A 14881-nucleotide genomic window follows, 5' to 3' on the forward strand; every position below is an offset into this window, starting at 1 on the left:
GATCAACGAATGTTAAAGTAGTGCACACATCAAATCTCACGCTCACACCTTCAGCGGCTGGTAGCCCGTAGCCAATTAAAAGATATTCTCAAATTAACTCAAACGTTCTAGCAGCTAGTAGCTGGCAGCTTGGGACTGGCTGTTTAGCATCTTTTTTTTGCTAAAAGTATGTAACGCTGTTATACTTTTTGCGACAGATTGCGTAATCTAATCCGTATGCCAGAAAAAAGTAGTGTTTTTGATATGATCGGGCCTGTAATGATAGGTCCATCAAGCTCACATACGGCAGGAGTGGTCCGGATAGCACGGGCAGCCTACAGGCTATTGGGAGGAAGACCGGACGAAGCCGAGATAACATTCTACAACTCATTTGCCCGTACGTACGAGGGACATGGAAGCGACCGCGCGATCATTGCGGGGCTGCTCGACTTCAAGACGGACGACAAGCGAATCAAAGAAGCGCTGAACATTGCCAAAGAACAGGGACTCAACTATCATTTCAAGTCTGTGGGAAATGCATCCACACTTCATCCCAACACAATCAGGCTAAGCCTGAAACGAGGCGATGAAACACTGGAGGTGGTAGGAGAGAGCCGTGGTGGTGGCCTCATTAATATAGCAGAGGTAAACGGTTTCAAGGCCGACTTTGGTGCCAACCTGCACACCATCATTATCACAGCCGATGATGTAAAGGGTAGCATCGCTTTTATAGCCGATGTGCTGGCCCACGATGATTGTAACATTGCTACGATGTCTGTATCAAGAAAAGGCAGAAACGATGTAGCGTGCCTGGTAATTGAAATGGACTCTGGTTTAAAGCCTGTAACATTATCGTACCTGCGGAGTCTTAGTTGGGTTAAACAAATTATTTATATACCGGATATAGATTGTTGATATTTACATGAAACGATTAATACTTGCCCCCCTCGTTCTCCTGGTAGCAATAGGAATCTGCCAGGCACAGATCGATACGCTGAAACAGCAGGCACAAACTCCACCTGCCACTACGAAGTGGACGCTGCAGCAATGCATAGACTATGCACTGGCCAACAATCTCACCGTACAACGCACTGCCTACACGGTTGCGAGCAGTGAGGTGGATCTGCGGCAGTCTAAATTCTCCCGCCTTCCGTCTGTAAATGGTAATGCCTCCTACGGCTATAGCTGGGGTCGTGGTCTTGACCCCGTAAGTAACTCGTTTACTACACAGGAGATCCGGTCATCCAATCTTTCGGCGAATGCCTCCTTGCCGATATTTAATGGCATGAGAATTCATAACACCATTCGCCAGAATCAAAACACGGTAGCGGCGTATGAGCAGGATTTGGCGAAGGCTAAGAATGATCTTATTCTAAATGTAGCGAGCCTTTTTATTAATGTAGTGTTCAATAAAGAACTTGTAGACAACGCCAGGTTTCAATTGGAATCTAGTCAAAAGCAATTAGAGCGTACGCGTAAACAAGTGGCAGCCGGGGCGCTGGCACGTTCTGAAGAACTTAACCTTGATGCACAAGTTGCAACCAATGAGGTGTCATTGACACAGCAGGAGAATGCACTGGCATTGTCTCTCCTTCGCTTGAAACAAGCATTGCAGATTCCAGCGTCACAAGGACTGGATGTGGAAGTGCCTCAATTAAATCCTCAGGAACTTGTTGTCGATCAAACCCGTGATGAAATCTACGAGATTGCGCGTCAGACGATGCCGGAAATAAAAAGTGCGGAGTTAAAAATTCAAAGCTCGTACTTTGCAGTGAGAGCTGCACGAGGCCAGTTATATCCACGCCTGAGCTTAAATGCCGGATTGAATACAAACTATTCGAGTACACAAGAACCTCGATTCTATCCAGATGGTGGCTTCAGGTTTTCGGATAACCCGGTAGCCTACTTGAATAAAGATGCAAGCTCAGGAGTATATACACTTAGTCCTACGGGGCAATATCGTAACACATACGGGTTTAGTAACCAGATAAAGGATAACATATATCGTACACTTGGGGTGTCGCTGGTTATACCGATCTTCAACAGCTATAGCGCCAGAGGTACGCTGCAGCGCACAGCCATTCAAAGCCAACAGGCAAAGATCGATGCACAGTTAACAGCCCAGACGTTGCGTCAGAATGTTGAGACGGCATACAATGATGCGGTAGCAGCAGCGAAGACTTATAATTCTTCTTTGCGCCAGGTACAAGCCCGGGAAGAAGCCTATCGCATGATGGAGCAGAAGTATGGTGCAGGTTCGGCCAATTCATTCGAATACCAGGTATCACAGAATGATCTATACCGCGCCAAGACTGATCTGACACGCGCTAAATACGACTTCATCTTCAAGAAAAAAGTTCTCGACTTCTATCAAGGTAAACCACTGGAGTACTAACTACTATACCGCAATGGCAAAACAAAAACGCAAATCAAACAAACTGATATACTGGCTCATCGGAGTCTTGGTATTTCTTTTCGCCTTTATTTTCGCTGGCAGATCAGCCGGATGGATTGGCAAGCCTAAAGAAATTGAAGTTGAGCTGGCAAAAGCCAAGCGTGTAACGATCGTTGAAAAAGTAAGTGCTTCCGGTACAGTACAGCCCGTAACAGAAGTAAAGATCGCTCCTGAAGTTTCAGGCGAGATCATCGACCTGCTGATTGCAGAAGGTGATTCAGTTAAGAAAGGACAACGTCTGGTAAAGATACGTCCGGATACATGGCAGAGCCAGTTAGACCGTGCGCAGGCCAGTCTGAGTCAGCAGCGTGCCAACCTGCAGCAATCCAGTGCGAGTCTTTCCCGCTCACGCGCGCAATTTATTCGTGCCGAAGCTGACTATAAACGTCAGGAAAAACTGTGGAAAGAGAAAGTTATTTCAGAAGCAGACTGGCAACTCGCGCAGCAGAATTATGAAGTGGCCAAGAACGATGTGGCGTCTGCCGAGCAATCTGTTGAAGCGGCACGCTATGTAATTCGCAGCACGGAAGCATCGCTGAAAGAAGCACAGGAAAATTTCCGTAAGACTACGGTGGATGCACCAATGACGGGTATAGTTTCCAAACTGATCGTGAAGAAAGGTGAACGCGTAGTGGGTACTGCAACGATGGCTGGTACGGAGATGCTGCGCATTGCAGACCTCAATGTAATGGAGGTACGTGTGGATGTAAATGAGAATGATATTGTACGTGTACACCTGGGCGACACGGCGATCATTGACGTAGATGCTTACACCAACCAGGGCAAGGAGTTTAAGGGTATTGTAACACTCATTGCCAATACAGCAAAAGACAAAACATCGGCTGATGCGATCACAGAATTTGAAGTACGTATTCTGATACTCTCTTCATCGTATCAGGACCTGGTGGCCGCGGGTAAAAAATATCCGTTCCTGCCGGGCATGACTGCCAGTGTAGATATACTCACCACGCGCAAACCGAATGTGCTTTCGGTTCCACTGGCTGCGGTCACTACGCGCAATCCGGAAGAGAGCAGTGGTGGAGGTGAAAACAAAGGCAATGGTACTGAAGGCAATGGGAATAAAAAGGCTGATGATAAGAAGAAAGAAGCAGCCAAGAAGGAAATCAAGACAGTTGTATTTGTAAACGACAAGGGCACTGCCAAGATGGTAGAAGTAAAAACCGGTATAAGCGACTATGATAATATAGAAGTAACAAGCGGAATTTCGGACAGCACCGAAATTATAACCGGGCCGTTTCTGGCGGTATCCAAACGTTTGAAAGACGGTGACAAGGTGAGAAAGGCGGAAAAGTCTGATCAACCCAAAAAAGAAAATTAAGTGAATTGAAAAGCCCTGACGCGAGTCGGGGCTTTTTTTGTTTAATATTGTGCCCTGATTTTTAATAGAAACGATTTATGGTAAAGCACTCCTGGCACGAAGTATCAACAGGTTCAAACCCTCCTGAACACCTGAACGCCATCATTGAAATTCCAAAAGGTTCACGCGCTAAATATGAGATCGATAAAGACAGTGGTTTGATCAAGCTCGACCGCGTGATCTATGCTTCGATGTACTACCCGCTGAATTACGGATTTATACCCCAAACACTCGGTGAAGATCACGACCCGCTGGATATTGTTGTATTGACACAGGTAGCGGTTGTTCCCGGTTGTTTGATACCTTCCAAAGTGATAGGTGTAATGCAGATGATTGACCGTGGTGAAGCTGACGATAAGATCATTGCCGTAGCAGAAGAAGACCCAAGCGTAAGCCACATCTCCGATGTAAGAGACCTGCCCGATTATCTGTTGGCAGAGCTCAAGCACTTCTTTGAAAACTATAAATCGCTTGAGAACAAGAAAGTAATTGTAGATGAGTTCCTCTCCAAACCGAAGGCAGAAGAGATCATCGCTGCGAGCATTAAGCGATATAACGAGACCTTCAAGAAGTAATGCAGGTTGGTTTTGAGGCCAAACGACTCTTTACCAATTTTACCGGTCTGGGTAACTACTCACGCTTTGTAGTAAACGCACTGAGTGAATATATACCCGAAAACAAGTATATACTATATTCTCCTAAAATCCGGCAGCATCCCGAAGTAGATCCGATACTGGCTCGTGCTAACGTACAAGCCATCGGTCCGGCGGGAGGCTACCGGTATCTCAAAAGCCTTTGGCGCTCGTGGGGTGTCAGCCATCACCCAGGCATCAAAGGTATAGATGTTTTTCATGGTCTCAGCCAGGAGCTACCCATGGGGTTGCCAAAACACATTCGTAAAGTGGTAACCGTACACGATCTGATCTATATTCGTTACCCGCAATTCTATAATCCCATCGATGTAGCAATCTATAGGGCAAAAGCAAAAGCAGCATGCCGCGCGGCAGATCAGGTGATCGCCATTAGTCAGCAGACTGCTGACGACCTCGTTGAATTTCTGAAAGTAGATCGCAGGAAGATCTCTATAGTATACCAGGGGTGTCATCCCAGTTTCAAGCACAAAGCAACGGTTGCGGAGAAATACGCTGTAAAAGCTAAATACAAATTGCCCGATCAGTTCATCCTTAATGTAGGAACAATTGAAGAACGGAAGAATGTGAAGTTACTGGTGGAAGCACTGGCGCATTTGCCCGAAAGCAGCAAGCTTCCGGTTGTTATTATAGGCAGGTCTACTGACTATATGAAGCAGGTGCAGGAGTGTGCAGCAAAACATGATGTAGCAGAATATATTACGTATATACACAACGCTTCATTTCAAGACCTGCCGGTGCTGTATCAGCTTGCCTCGGTGTTTGTTTATCCATCGCTCTTTGAAGGTTTTGGTATACCGTTGATCGAGGCCATTGAATCGGGTATACCGATTATTACCTCCGAGGGTTCGTGTTTCCACGAAGCGGCAGGACCCGATGCACTGTATACCAATCCCGCGGATGCGTACCAACTCGCATCGTTACTCGATAAAGTGATCACGGATAGATCTGTGCGTGAAAAAGTGATTAATGGATCACGCAACTATATAGCCCGGTTCGAGCCTCCGGTAATCGCGCAGGCCCTCAACGAAGTATACCGCGCGTGCTGAATTACGGCCGCAGCTTGCGATAGATTGACAGGTATTCCCGTGCAGTATTGTCCCAGCTGAAGCGCATTGCCCATGCCTTAATCAGCTCCTGCGGATGCGTTGTTTCATAATGATGCATGCCTTTTTCAAAAACATCCCGCATGTGCTCCGGTAAAAAGTTGTCGAAGTAATAGGCATGTTCTCCGCCTACTTCCGGTAACGATGTGAGCCGCGATAAAAACACAGGTTTGCCGTAGTACATCGCTTCCAACACGGGTAACCCGAAACCCTCTGCGAGTGAAGGAAATATAAAGGCCTTACAATTTTTAAGATACCAGTTCTTATCTTTTTCAGAAACGGGTCCGGTTAAATGGACTCTGTCTTCCACACCAAACTTCTTCGCCTCGGCCATAATTTTCTTGTTATAGTCGCCATAGGGTGTACCGGAGATGATTAATTCAGCATCCAGTGATGGTAATATAGAAGGCACTACGTGAAAATTTTTCTTCGGGCCGATAATACCCAATGAAAAGAGAAAAGGTTTGGCAGGTATATAAGTCGGTATATATTCCGGCTCGATATCCTGAAAATTGCAGCCATTGTAGATTACCTTCACCGGCTTGCCAAACGTGGCAAGGTTTTGCATCACATCTTTTTTTACAAATTCCGAAATGCAGGTGATTATATTTGCGCGTTCTATACCTTTTAACACCATCGCGTTATACTTGTTCTTTCTGCGTTCGCTATCAGACTCGTGCAGATAGTTCAGGTCATGAATGGTGAGAACCATTTTTGTGTTCGCATTTACCGGGTAGTATTTTGACTGCTGGTGCGTCATGTGCCACACCTGTACATCGCGTGTGCCGGTCATGTATAGTTTGCTGTGCAATTGTAACGTGATATACCGTACCTGGTCGCCAAATGAACCCTTCAGCGCTTTTGGTATAAAGAGTTGAAAGCCCTCATCTGCATGCTTATGTTTTAACAGGTGTGTTGCTAAACTTGAGCAATAGTGATACAATCCGGTGTTCGGATATTTCATTCTTTCCAGATCGAGCAGAATCGAGCGCATCAAATGTGGGGACAATATATTCTTCGCAGGAAGTAAATGATTTTTAAGTTTCCAACCAAATAGACGGTATACAACTGGAAATTGATGCTTTCTTCGTTTAAGGTCATGAAAGGGCGCAGTAATTTTTTTAATTTAAAGCCGGAAAGCCTGGCAGGATAAAGATGCCTGCTGGCGTATACCTAAAGATTTACAATGAAACTCTCGGCAGTGATTATAACCTTCAATGAAGAAGCTACAATTGAGCGTTGTATCAATTCCCTGCAGCCTGTAGCAGATGAAATTGTGGTAGTAGATTCATACTCTACAGATCGTACCCGAGAGCTTGCGGCTGCGAAGGGAGCAAAGGTTTTCGAACGTGCTTTTGCCGGGTTTACTGACCAGAAGAATTTTGCTGCCACGCAGGCTCTATACGATGGGGTGCTGTCGCTGGATGCCGATGAATATCTTTCTCCGGAACTCACCGCTTCTATACAGCAGGTAAAGCAGCAGTGGCCTGCCGATGGATATACCTTTAACCGGCTGAATCATTATGGTGGCAAGCCTATCAAAACCTGTGGCTGGTATCCGGATGCCAAGATACGTTTGTGGGACAAACGCAAAGGACAATGGGAGGGCGGCCTTGTACATGAAGTGGTAGTCATGCAGCCCGGTGCAAAGGAAAAGCATCTGGCCGGTGATCTGATGCACGTATACTTCCGTAATGCCGGTCAGCTTTTGAAAAAGGTTCAACAGTATTCCGACATCTATGCGCAGGAGCATGCACATCGCAAGCGTATATCTCCCGTTATGATCTTTCTGAAAACTTTCTGGGCATTCTTGAAAAGCTATATTATTCGCGGAGGATTTACCGATGGATACGAAGGGCTGGTCATATCGGTGTCGAATGCAAATGGTGTTTTCTACAAATACGCCAAGCTGCTGGAAATAAACCGGTCAGAAAAGTAAACAGACAACGCATACATACCGGTCGATGTATTTACCATCTATAGCGATGAAAAAGAAAGCGCAATCCACAACATCCTGGCGATCGGCTCCAGGCATTGATTGTATTAACAGGAATGTGCTACTTTGCCTAAACCAGGATTGAACATGAAGGTAGGTGGATTTACATTTATCAGAAATGCTATTGTATACGATTACCCGATCGTGGAGGCAATAACATCTATACTGCCGCTGTGTGATGAGATGGTAGTAGCGGTAGGTAATTCCGATGACGATACCATGGCGCTCATTCAATCAATTCCCAGTGACAAGATCAGGATCATTGAAACCGTTTGGGACGATTCGCTGCGGGAAGGCGGACGAGTATTGGCGCAGGAAACGGATAAAGCATTCCACGCACTCTCTGCTGATGTTGACTGGGCCTTCTATATCCAGGGCGATGAAGTAATGCACGAGAAATATATAGAGGAAGTGCGTGCCGCCATGAAGCGGTATAAAGATGATAAAGCTGTAGAAGGACTGCTGTTTGATTACCAGCATTTTTATGGTTCATACGATTATGTAGGAGAGTCTTATCGTTGGTACAGGCGTGAGATACGGGTGGTCCGTAACGACAAGCGTATATATTCCTACCGGGATGCACAAGGCTTTCGGAAAGAAGGAAATCAAAAATTGCAGGTGAAGCACATCAACGCGAGCATCTATCACTACGGATGGGTAAAGATGCCCAAAGCGATGGCGCTGAAACAGCGATCGTTCAATAAATACTGGCACGATGACCAATGGATTGAGCAGCATGTGATGCAAGCTGAAGAGTTCGACTATTCGGAGGTTGATGCGCTGCAGCCGTTCAAGGGGACACATCCCGCTGTAATGAGAAATCGCATACAGGCTATCAACTGGAAGTTCGATCGCGGCTTATCCGCCAATCACCTGTCGTTGAAAGACAAGGTGAAAAGGATCATTGAAAAACTTACCGGCTGGCGGCCGGGAGAGTATCGTAACTATCGCATTATCTGATGCTGTAAAAAGGCTGCCAGTTCCATAGACCATGCAATGCCAATATGAACAATAATGCCGCCCCATATACTTTTTGTTTCATAGGCAACTACACCCAAAATATAGCCGCCAAAGATGGAGCTGATTGCTTCTCCGGCAGGCTTGCCAAAATGAAGGAAGCAATATATAGCAACCATTGCCAGCACTGCATTGCGACCGGTATAGTGCATCAGGCCGATTACCATAAAACCACGGAAGAGAAATTCCAGCGTAACGAAATCAAACGCATACGCCAGCTCATAAGGAACCACCGTCATCCACTCCGGTATGTCCAGGTATAGCGCGGCTTCCTGCCCTCGGTACATCGGGTATTGGTGGAGGAATGATGGATGAAAGGATGCCACAACAATAACGGGTAGCATGATGGCCAACATGGCAAAGTATGGTTGCAAATCTGCAGGGCGCACACCGAGTCCATAGAAGTGACGTTGCTCTCGCTCAGCTCTGTAATAGTAGACCAGCAACGGAAGCAGTATAATAACACCACCGATCAGGTTGACGGTTAATTTAAATATCCACAGCTCAAGTTGTGAATTGGTGAGCTTGTTAACAAGCGGACGCAGAAAGGGTATACTGCTATCAATCGCCAGTACCGTTAACATCAATATACTCTTTACCCGGAACGATCGCATTCGCCAAAAGCTCCGCTCTTTCTTGAAGATGCTTACGGACAGCAGCACGACAAAGTATGCCACCGTATACGTAGCGAAGTAAGCTGAAATTCTGGAGACGCCTGTAAGGTTATCGAGTATACTATTTTCGAAATCGAAACGGTAATTATAGTACAGGCAAACACCCAGAAATATAGCGACAGCGCTGTAGTGACCTGCGTTGAAATCGCGAGAGGCGTGTTCAACGAGATACTTCCAGATTTTTTTCATTACCAGTTCTTTAAGTGCTGGTATACTTGGTGGATGGGAAGGCCCATAACATTAAAATATGAACCGGTAATTTTTTCGATTGCTACCATGCCGATCCAGTCTTGCGCACCATACGCACCGGCCTTATCGAACGGTTTATAGGTATCTACATAGAAAGCAATTTCTTCAGGAGTCAGTTTTACGAAGGTAACTTCGGTAGTATCATCAAAGCTTTCTTCACGTTCTTGCGAGAGTATACATACGCCTGTCATCACCCGGTGTGTTTGCCCGGAAAGTTCGCTGAGCATGGTTATCGCTTCTGTGCGATCCAGCGGCTTGTTCATGATCCGGTTGTTCAGAATTACTACCGTGTCGGCTGTAACGATGATCTCGTTCTTCATCTTCGGGCGGAAGTATTCTGCTTTTTTCAGTGCGAGGTATTTAGCCACTTGTTCCACGGGCAGCGTATCCGGAAAGTCTTCTTCTACATCCGGCTTCTCGATGGTAAAGGTAAAGCCGGCTTCTTTCATCAGATATTGTCTGCGGGGCGAGCTGGAAGCAAGTATAATCGGGCGCATCATTAAAAGGGATAATAGATCGGGGTGGCAAATTCATTTTCCTGAACAGAGCTGAATAAAAAACCTCCAATCACTTTCGGATAAAAGTAAGTCGATTTCTGCGGCATGGTATAGCCACTGGCGCAAACGCGTTTTACATCTTCAATGGAAACTTCGTTGGTAATGATGGCAAGCTGCGCAGTTCCCTGCGTTACCTTTTGCAGGCAATCAGCAAAGCTGCGGTCAAAGCTGATGTGTTCAGACTGGCGCTGCTCTTTGCCCGGTATACCCAATGCTTTTTCAATAATAAAGTAATGCATTACCGTAAGATCCAGTGCTTTGACCACTTCCGGAAAATGCCATTTTATTTTTGATAATGACTCCGGCTTCAGCCGCACCTTGTAGGCACGTTCGCTAAATACCAGACCGAAAGCCCACGGCTTGCCAACAATCACTTCATTGAGTGTATCAGCGTCCTCAATCGGCTTGATGATGAAATCTTCTTCCAGTGCTTTCAGAATATCAGCTTCATGGAATGATGACATCCCACTGATGAGGCGATGGGTAGGGAGTATACGAAGATCATCGGCTTCTGTGTTGGTAAGGTACATGAGGTGATAATTATACCCTTCTTTACCGGTGTGCGAAGGATTCTTCGCCTGCTGACTGTGTTTGTATGACAATGATCCTTCATAGCGATGATGTCCATCCGCCAGAATGATCGTTTTGGGTTCGATGAGATTGATGAAGCGATCCACAACAGGCTTGTCGTGAATCACGGCAAGTACATCGCGCACACCCTGATAATCTTCCGTTTCATAAACAGGAAAAGCAATGGCTTCATCCATATACTTTTCCAATTCAAAGGTGGGGTCGGAGTATAATCCATGCGTAGCGCTGGCGTGCAATTGTGTTTTCTCCAACAGCTCCGTACGATCGTTCACAGCTTTTGGAATTGTGTTTTCATGACGGAGAATTACCTTTTCGTCCCAATCGTAAGTGCGGATGTGGCAGATAAATCCTTTGCGGCAAAACTCTTTGGCCGATCCCTGCAACCGGAAATATTGATAGTATACATATATAGCTGGCAGCTTGTCCTGCAAGATTACACCTTGCTCTTTCCAGCGCTGCAATAATTTTTGTGCACGCTCCGCCGGATGCGGAGGCTGCGGCACCGAGAGGTGTATACTGTTATAAGGTTCCTGGTAGAGTGCTGCCCGCTGTTTGTCAGAAACAACATCGAACAGGGGAGACGTCAGTTCATCAATACGTTCTGCCAGATTCCTGTTGTAACGCCAGGGACGGATCGGTAATATTTCAGCCATTCGTTTTTTTACGATCGAAAAATTAAGAGATATAGTTTTAAGGAAATCAGAGACGATTTTTCTTCCAGTTGCTCACAGCAATTTTTACAGGCGCTTCAACAGTAGCGGAAGTTCCATTTCCATTGACCAGTGTGGTAGCCAGCAGCGAAGCGATAAGCTCTTCCTCGTCATGGGCTGCGGTCAACACTTCTGGCTTAAAGTAATTTTCTACAAAGCGTGTATCAAAATTACCGGAGCGAAACGCTTCGTGTTGCATTACAAATTTGCAGAAGCCCAATGTGGTTTCAAGACCGGTGATTTCATATTCGTCAATTGCGCGAATCATCTTTTCAATGGCACCGGCACGATCTTCTGCGTGACAGATCAGCTTGGCAATCATCGGGTCGTAATAGAACGGTATACTCATACCTTGTTCAAAACCATCGTCTACGCGGATGCCGTGACCTTGCGGGCGTTTATAGGTTTGTAACGTTCCGATGTCGGGCAGGAAATTGTTGGCAGGATCTTCTGCATATACCCGTATCTCTACGGCATGTCCGTGCATCTTCAGGTCTTCCTGTGCGAACGGAATTTTCTCGCCTTCAGCAATTTTTATCTGCAGCTTCACCAGGTCCATGCCGGTAATCTCTTCGGTTACGGGGTGTTCTACCTGCAGACGTGTATTCATTTCGAGGAAGTAGAAATTCAATTTATCATCGAGTATAAATTCAATTGTACCAGCACCGTAATAGCCGCATGCTTTTGCTGCGTTAATTGCGGCTTCGCCCATCGCTTTTCTTTTCTCAGGTGTTAGAACCGATGACGGAGCTTCTTCCACAACTTTCTGGTGTCTGCGCTGAATAGAACATTCACGCTCGAAGAGATGCACTACATTGCCATGCTTGTCGCCAAAGATCTGGAACTCGATGTGGCGCGGCTTGGTGATATACTTTTCGATAAACACCGAACCATCACCAAATGCAGACGTTGCTTCGCTGATAGCACGTTCCATTTGTTCCTGGAAACTTTGTTCATCTTCCACTACACGCATTCCTTTACCGCCACCACCGGCACTTGCCTTGATCAGCACCGGGTAGCCAATGGAGGCCGCAATCTTTTTAGCAGCATCAACATCGGTGATCGGTTCACTTGTGCCCGGCACAAGCGGCACGTTGAATTTAGCGACAACCGCTTTGGCTGCCAGCTTACTTCCCATCAGCTCAATCGCTTTTGCAGAAGGGCCGATAAAGATCATCCCGGCATCTTCCACGGCTTGCGCAAAGTCTTCATTCTCCGAGAGAAATCCATAGCCCGGATGTATAGCATCCGCACCGGTAGCGCGTGCAGCATCGAGTATCTTTTCAATGCGAAGATAAGACTCTGATGATGGGGGAGGACCAATGTGTACAGCTTCATCGGCAAAGCGCACATGTAATGCGTTGCGATCCGCTTCACTATACACCGCTACCGTTTTGATGCCCAGCTCATGTGCCGAGCGCATTACCCGAAGTGCAATCTCTCCGCGGTTGGCAACCAGAATTTTTTTTATTGAAGGCATAGTAAATAGAAACAGCTAAAAGAATGATCAAACAAATAAAGGTTTTGAAGAAATGAAAATACAGGAATCAGATGATGTGGCGTGTAAGCCGGCAGTTGTCTCGAATATAAAAATCCCAATAGCTTCCATTTGTAAGAATTTAAACAAATCTAAGGCTTTTCAGATAACTTATATGAGGAATCCTAGCGGGTGTTTGGAAAGTATATTTATGATTTTTCCTTATTTTTGCCGGCAATTAACAGATCGAGCAATGGTAGATTTATTTGACAAGCTAAGAATGGAGGCCGGTCCGCTGGCCAAGTACTCTCACCTTCCGGATGATTATTTCTTCTTTCCGAAGCTGGAAGGAGAAATCGGTCCTCACATGAAATTCAATGGTAAGGACGTTCTCAACTGGAGTTTGAATAACTACTTAGGGCTTGCCAACCATCCTGAAGTACGCAAGGCAGATGCTGATGCGGCAGCTCAATATGGTATGGGATTGCCTATGGGTGCCCGCATGATGTCGGGTAACTCGGTGAACCACCTGGAGCTGGAACGCCAGCTGGCAGACTTCATCAAGAAAGAAGATGTAATGCTGCTGAACTTTGGCTATCAGGGTGTTGTGTCGATCATCGATGCACTCGTAGATCGTAAAGATGTTATTGTATACGATGCTGAATCTCATGCGTGTATCATAGACGGTGTTCGCCTGCACATGGGCAAGCGCTTCGTGTATACACACAACGATATGGAGAGCCTGGAGAAACAACTTCAGCGCGCTACCAAACTGGCAGACGAAACCGGTGGTGGTATTCTTGTAATCACCGAAGGTGTATTCGGAATGTCTGGTAACCAGGGTAATCTGAAAGGTGTTGTTGAGTTAAAGAAGAAATATAATTTCCGCTTGTTCGTAGACGATGCACACGGCTTTGGCTGTATGGGCGCTACCGGTGCCGGCACTGCAGAAGAACAAGGTGTGCAGGCAGAAGTTGATCTATACTTCTCTACATTCGCAAAGTCAATGGCTAGTATCGGAGCCTTTGTAGGGGGCGACAAGCGTATTCTGAAATATCTCCGCTATAGTGTTCGCTCGCAAATTTATGCGAAGAGCATGCCGATGACCCTGGTGCTCGGTGCATTGAAGCGTTTGGAGTTGCTGCGCACAAAGCCCGAGCTGCGTGAAGATCTGTGGAAGATTGTGAAAGCTATACAAAGCGGCTTGCGCGAACGTGGTTTTCACTTGGGAACAACAACATCGATGGTTACACCAGTATTGTTTAAAGGTGGTGTTGGAGAAGCTGCCAATATGTCGATGGATCTTCGTGAGAACTTCGGCATCTTCTGTTCAGTAGTAATTTACCCGGTGGTTCCGAAAGATGTTATCATGTTCAGAATTATACCTACTGCTGTGCATACCATGGCCGATGTAGAGCGAACTTTGACCGCATTTTCTCAGCTCAAGTCGAAGCTTGACAGTGGATTTTACAAGCAGGAAGTTCTGGTGTCAGTGACCAAGTAATCCAAAAAAAACCGCTTTTTGAGTTGTTTTTTTAGGTTTTTACTTAAATTGGCATTAAGAAACTAAATTTTAATCCTAAAACTCCAAGACAATGCAAAAGTTTCAAGAGCTTAAAGATCTGATCACTTCCTTAGAAGGAGATATAGACAAGTTTTATAACAAAGGGAATAGTGCTGCCGGTACCCGCGTAAGAAAGGGTATGCAGGATCTTAAAAATCTAGCTCAAGCAATCCGCTCTGAGGTTCAGGACATTAAGAATAAAGCATCATAATTCTCTTCCTAATTCTTCGAAGAGAAAGAGACCATTCCATAGGGATGGTCTTTTTTTTGAACTACGAGAGTAATTAGTTACAGGTTATCAGTTATTCGTTATCCGAAAGAGCATGTAAAAGTGTCAATCAAAAATGATAGCTATTAACGTGTACAATGAATAATTTCTATGAATCTATGGGAACAAAAATGCATTTCATTTCCCACAGAATTCACAGAATTACACAGATCGTTACGGTAAACCGCTAATACGCTTTTACTGATAACG

At 45.7% G+C, this 14881-nt stretch carries 14 protein-coding genes; 9 read left to right on the top strand and 5 right to left on the bottom strand.

The features are described from left to right. Nucleotides 1-216 precede the first annotated feature (216 nt). The 5 genes from sdaAB (at nucleotide 217) to V7Q33_RS02395 (ending at nucleotide 5511) form a co-directional block, all read left to right on the top strand. Complete coding sequence (sdaAB, locus tag V7Q33_RS02375) at nucleotides 217-894, top strand: L-serine ammonia-lyase, iron-sulfur-dependent subunit beta (protein WP_333818779.1); 678 nt, start codon at nucleotides 217-219, stop codon at nucleotides 892-894. Nucleotides 895-901: 7 nt separating this feature from the next. Beyond that, entirely contained in the window at nucleotides 902-2374 is a 1473-nt protein-coding gene (locus tag V7Q33_RS02380) for a TolC family protein (protein WP_333818780.1), read from the top strand. A gap of 13 nt (nucleotides 2375-2387) precedes the next feature. Further along, complete coding sequence (locus tag V7Q33_RS02385) at nucleotides 2388-3773, top strand: efflux RND transporter periplasmic adaptor subunit (protein ID WP_333818781.1); 1386 nt, start codon at nucleotides 2388-2390, stop codon at nucleotides 3771-3773. Between the two features lie 77 nt (nucleotides 3774-3850). Then, on the top strand, nucleotides 3851-4387 hold the full coding sequence (locus tag V7Q33_RS02390) for an inorganic diphosphatase (RefSeq protein WP_331977485.1): 537 nt from the start codon (nucleotides 3851-3853) through the stop codon (nucleotides 4385-4387). After that, on the top strand, nucleotides 4387-5511 hold the full coding sequence (locus V7Q33_RS02395; RefSeq protein ID WP_331977487.1) for a glycosyltransferase family 4 protein: 1125 nt from the start codon (nucleotides 4387-4389) through the stop codon (nucleotides 5509-5511). The genes V7Q33_RS02390 and V7Q33_RS02395 overlap by 1 nt, the downstream gene beginning before the upstream one ends. A 1-nt stretch (nucleotide 5512) precedes the next feature. Here V7Q33_RS02395 and V7Q33_RS02400 read toward each other — a convergent pair whose 3' ends face one another. Continuing rightward, on the bottom strand, nucleotides 5513-6562 hold the full coding sequence (locus V7Q33_RS02400; RefSeq protein WP_333818782.1) for a glycosyltransferase family 4 protein: 1050 nt from the start codon (nucleotides 6560-6562) through the stop codon (nucleotides 5513-5515). A gap of 192 nt (nucleotides 6563-6754) precedes the next feature. Here V7Q33_RS02400 and V7Q33_RS02405 point away from each other — a divergent pair, with 192 nt between their 5' ends. Further along, a complete protein-coding gene (locus V7Q33_RS02405) occupies nucleotides 6755-7507 on the top strand; it encodes a glycosyltransferase family 2 protein (RefSeq protein ID WP_333818783.1) in 753 nt (250 codons plus the stop codon). 144 nt (nucleotides 7508-7651) lie between these two features. Then, nucleotides 7652-8524, top strand: coding sequence for a glycosyltransferase family 2 protein (locus V7Q33_RS02410; protein WP_333818784.1), 873 nt, complete (start codon nucleotides 7652-7654; stop codon nucleotides 8522-8524). Here the strand turns inward: V7Q33_RS02410 and V7Q33_RS02415 are convergent. From V7Q33_RS02415 to accC, 4 genes are read right to left on the bottom strand one after another with little or no spacing between them, the layout of a single operon-like run. Further along, nucleotides 8509-9444, bottom strand: a complete 936-nt coding sequence (locus V7Q33_RS02415) for a CPBP family intramembrane glutamic endopeptidase (RefSeq protein WP_333818785.1) — start codon at nucleotides 9442-9444, stop codon at nucleotides 8509-8511. The two genes, V7Q33_RS02410 and V7Q33_RS02415, sit on opposite strands and share 16 nt — an antisense overlap. Further along, a complete protein-coding gene (locus V7Q33_RS02420; protein ID WP_333818786.1) occupies nucleotides 9444-10004 on the bottom strand; it encodes a Maf family nucleotide pyrophosphatase in 561 nt (186 codons plus the stop codon). The genes V7Q33_RS02415 and V7Q33_RS02420 overlap by 1 nt, the downstream gene beginning before the upstream one ends. Continuing rightward, on the bottom strand, nucleotides 10004-11305 hold the full coding sequence (locus tag V7Q33_RS02425) for a DUF1015 domain-containing protein (protein ID WP_333818787.1): 1302 nt from the start codon (nucleotides 11303-11305) through the stop codon (nucleotides 10004-10006). The genes V7Q33_RS02420 and V7Q33_RS02425 overlap by 1 nt, the downstream gene beginning before the upstream one ends. Before the next feature lie 46 nt (nucleotides 11306-11351). After that, the gene (gene accC, locus V7Q33_RS02430; RefSeq protein WP_331979090.1) at nucleotides 11352-12842 is read right to left on the bottom strand and encodes an acetyl-CoA carboxylase biotin carboxylase subunit; all 1491 of its coding nucleotides are present in this window, start codon (nucleotides 12840-12842) and stop codon (nucleotides 11352-11354) included. A 250-nt stretch (nucleotides 12843-13092) separates the two neighbouring features. Between accC and V7Q33_RS02435 the strand changes: the two genes are divergently transcribed. Beyond that, entirely contained in the window at nucleotides 13093-14343 is a 1251-nt protein-coding gene (locus V7Q33_RS02435) for an aminotransferase class I/II-fold pyridoxal phosphate-dependent enzyme (RefSeq protein WP_333818788.1), read from the top strand. A gap of 91 nt (nucleotides 14344-14434) precedes the next feature. Further along, nucleotides 14435-14614 carry a histone H1 gene (locus V7Q33_RS02440; RefSeq protein ID WP_331964446.1) on the top strand — a complete coding sequence of 60 codons (180 nt, stop codon included), beginning with the start codon at nucleotides 14435-14437 and terminating at the stop codon, nucleotides 14612-14614. Nucleotides 14615-14881: the final 267 nt, after the last annotated feature.

The sequence above is a fragment of the Ohtaekwangia sp. genome (genome assembly GCF_036786105.1).
Classification (GTDB): Bacteria; Bacteroidota; Bacteroidia; order Cytophagales; family Cyclobacteriaceae; genus Ohtaekwangia.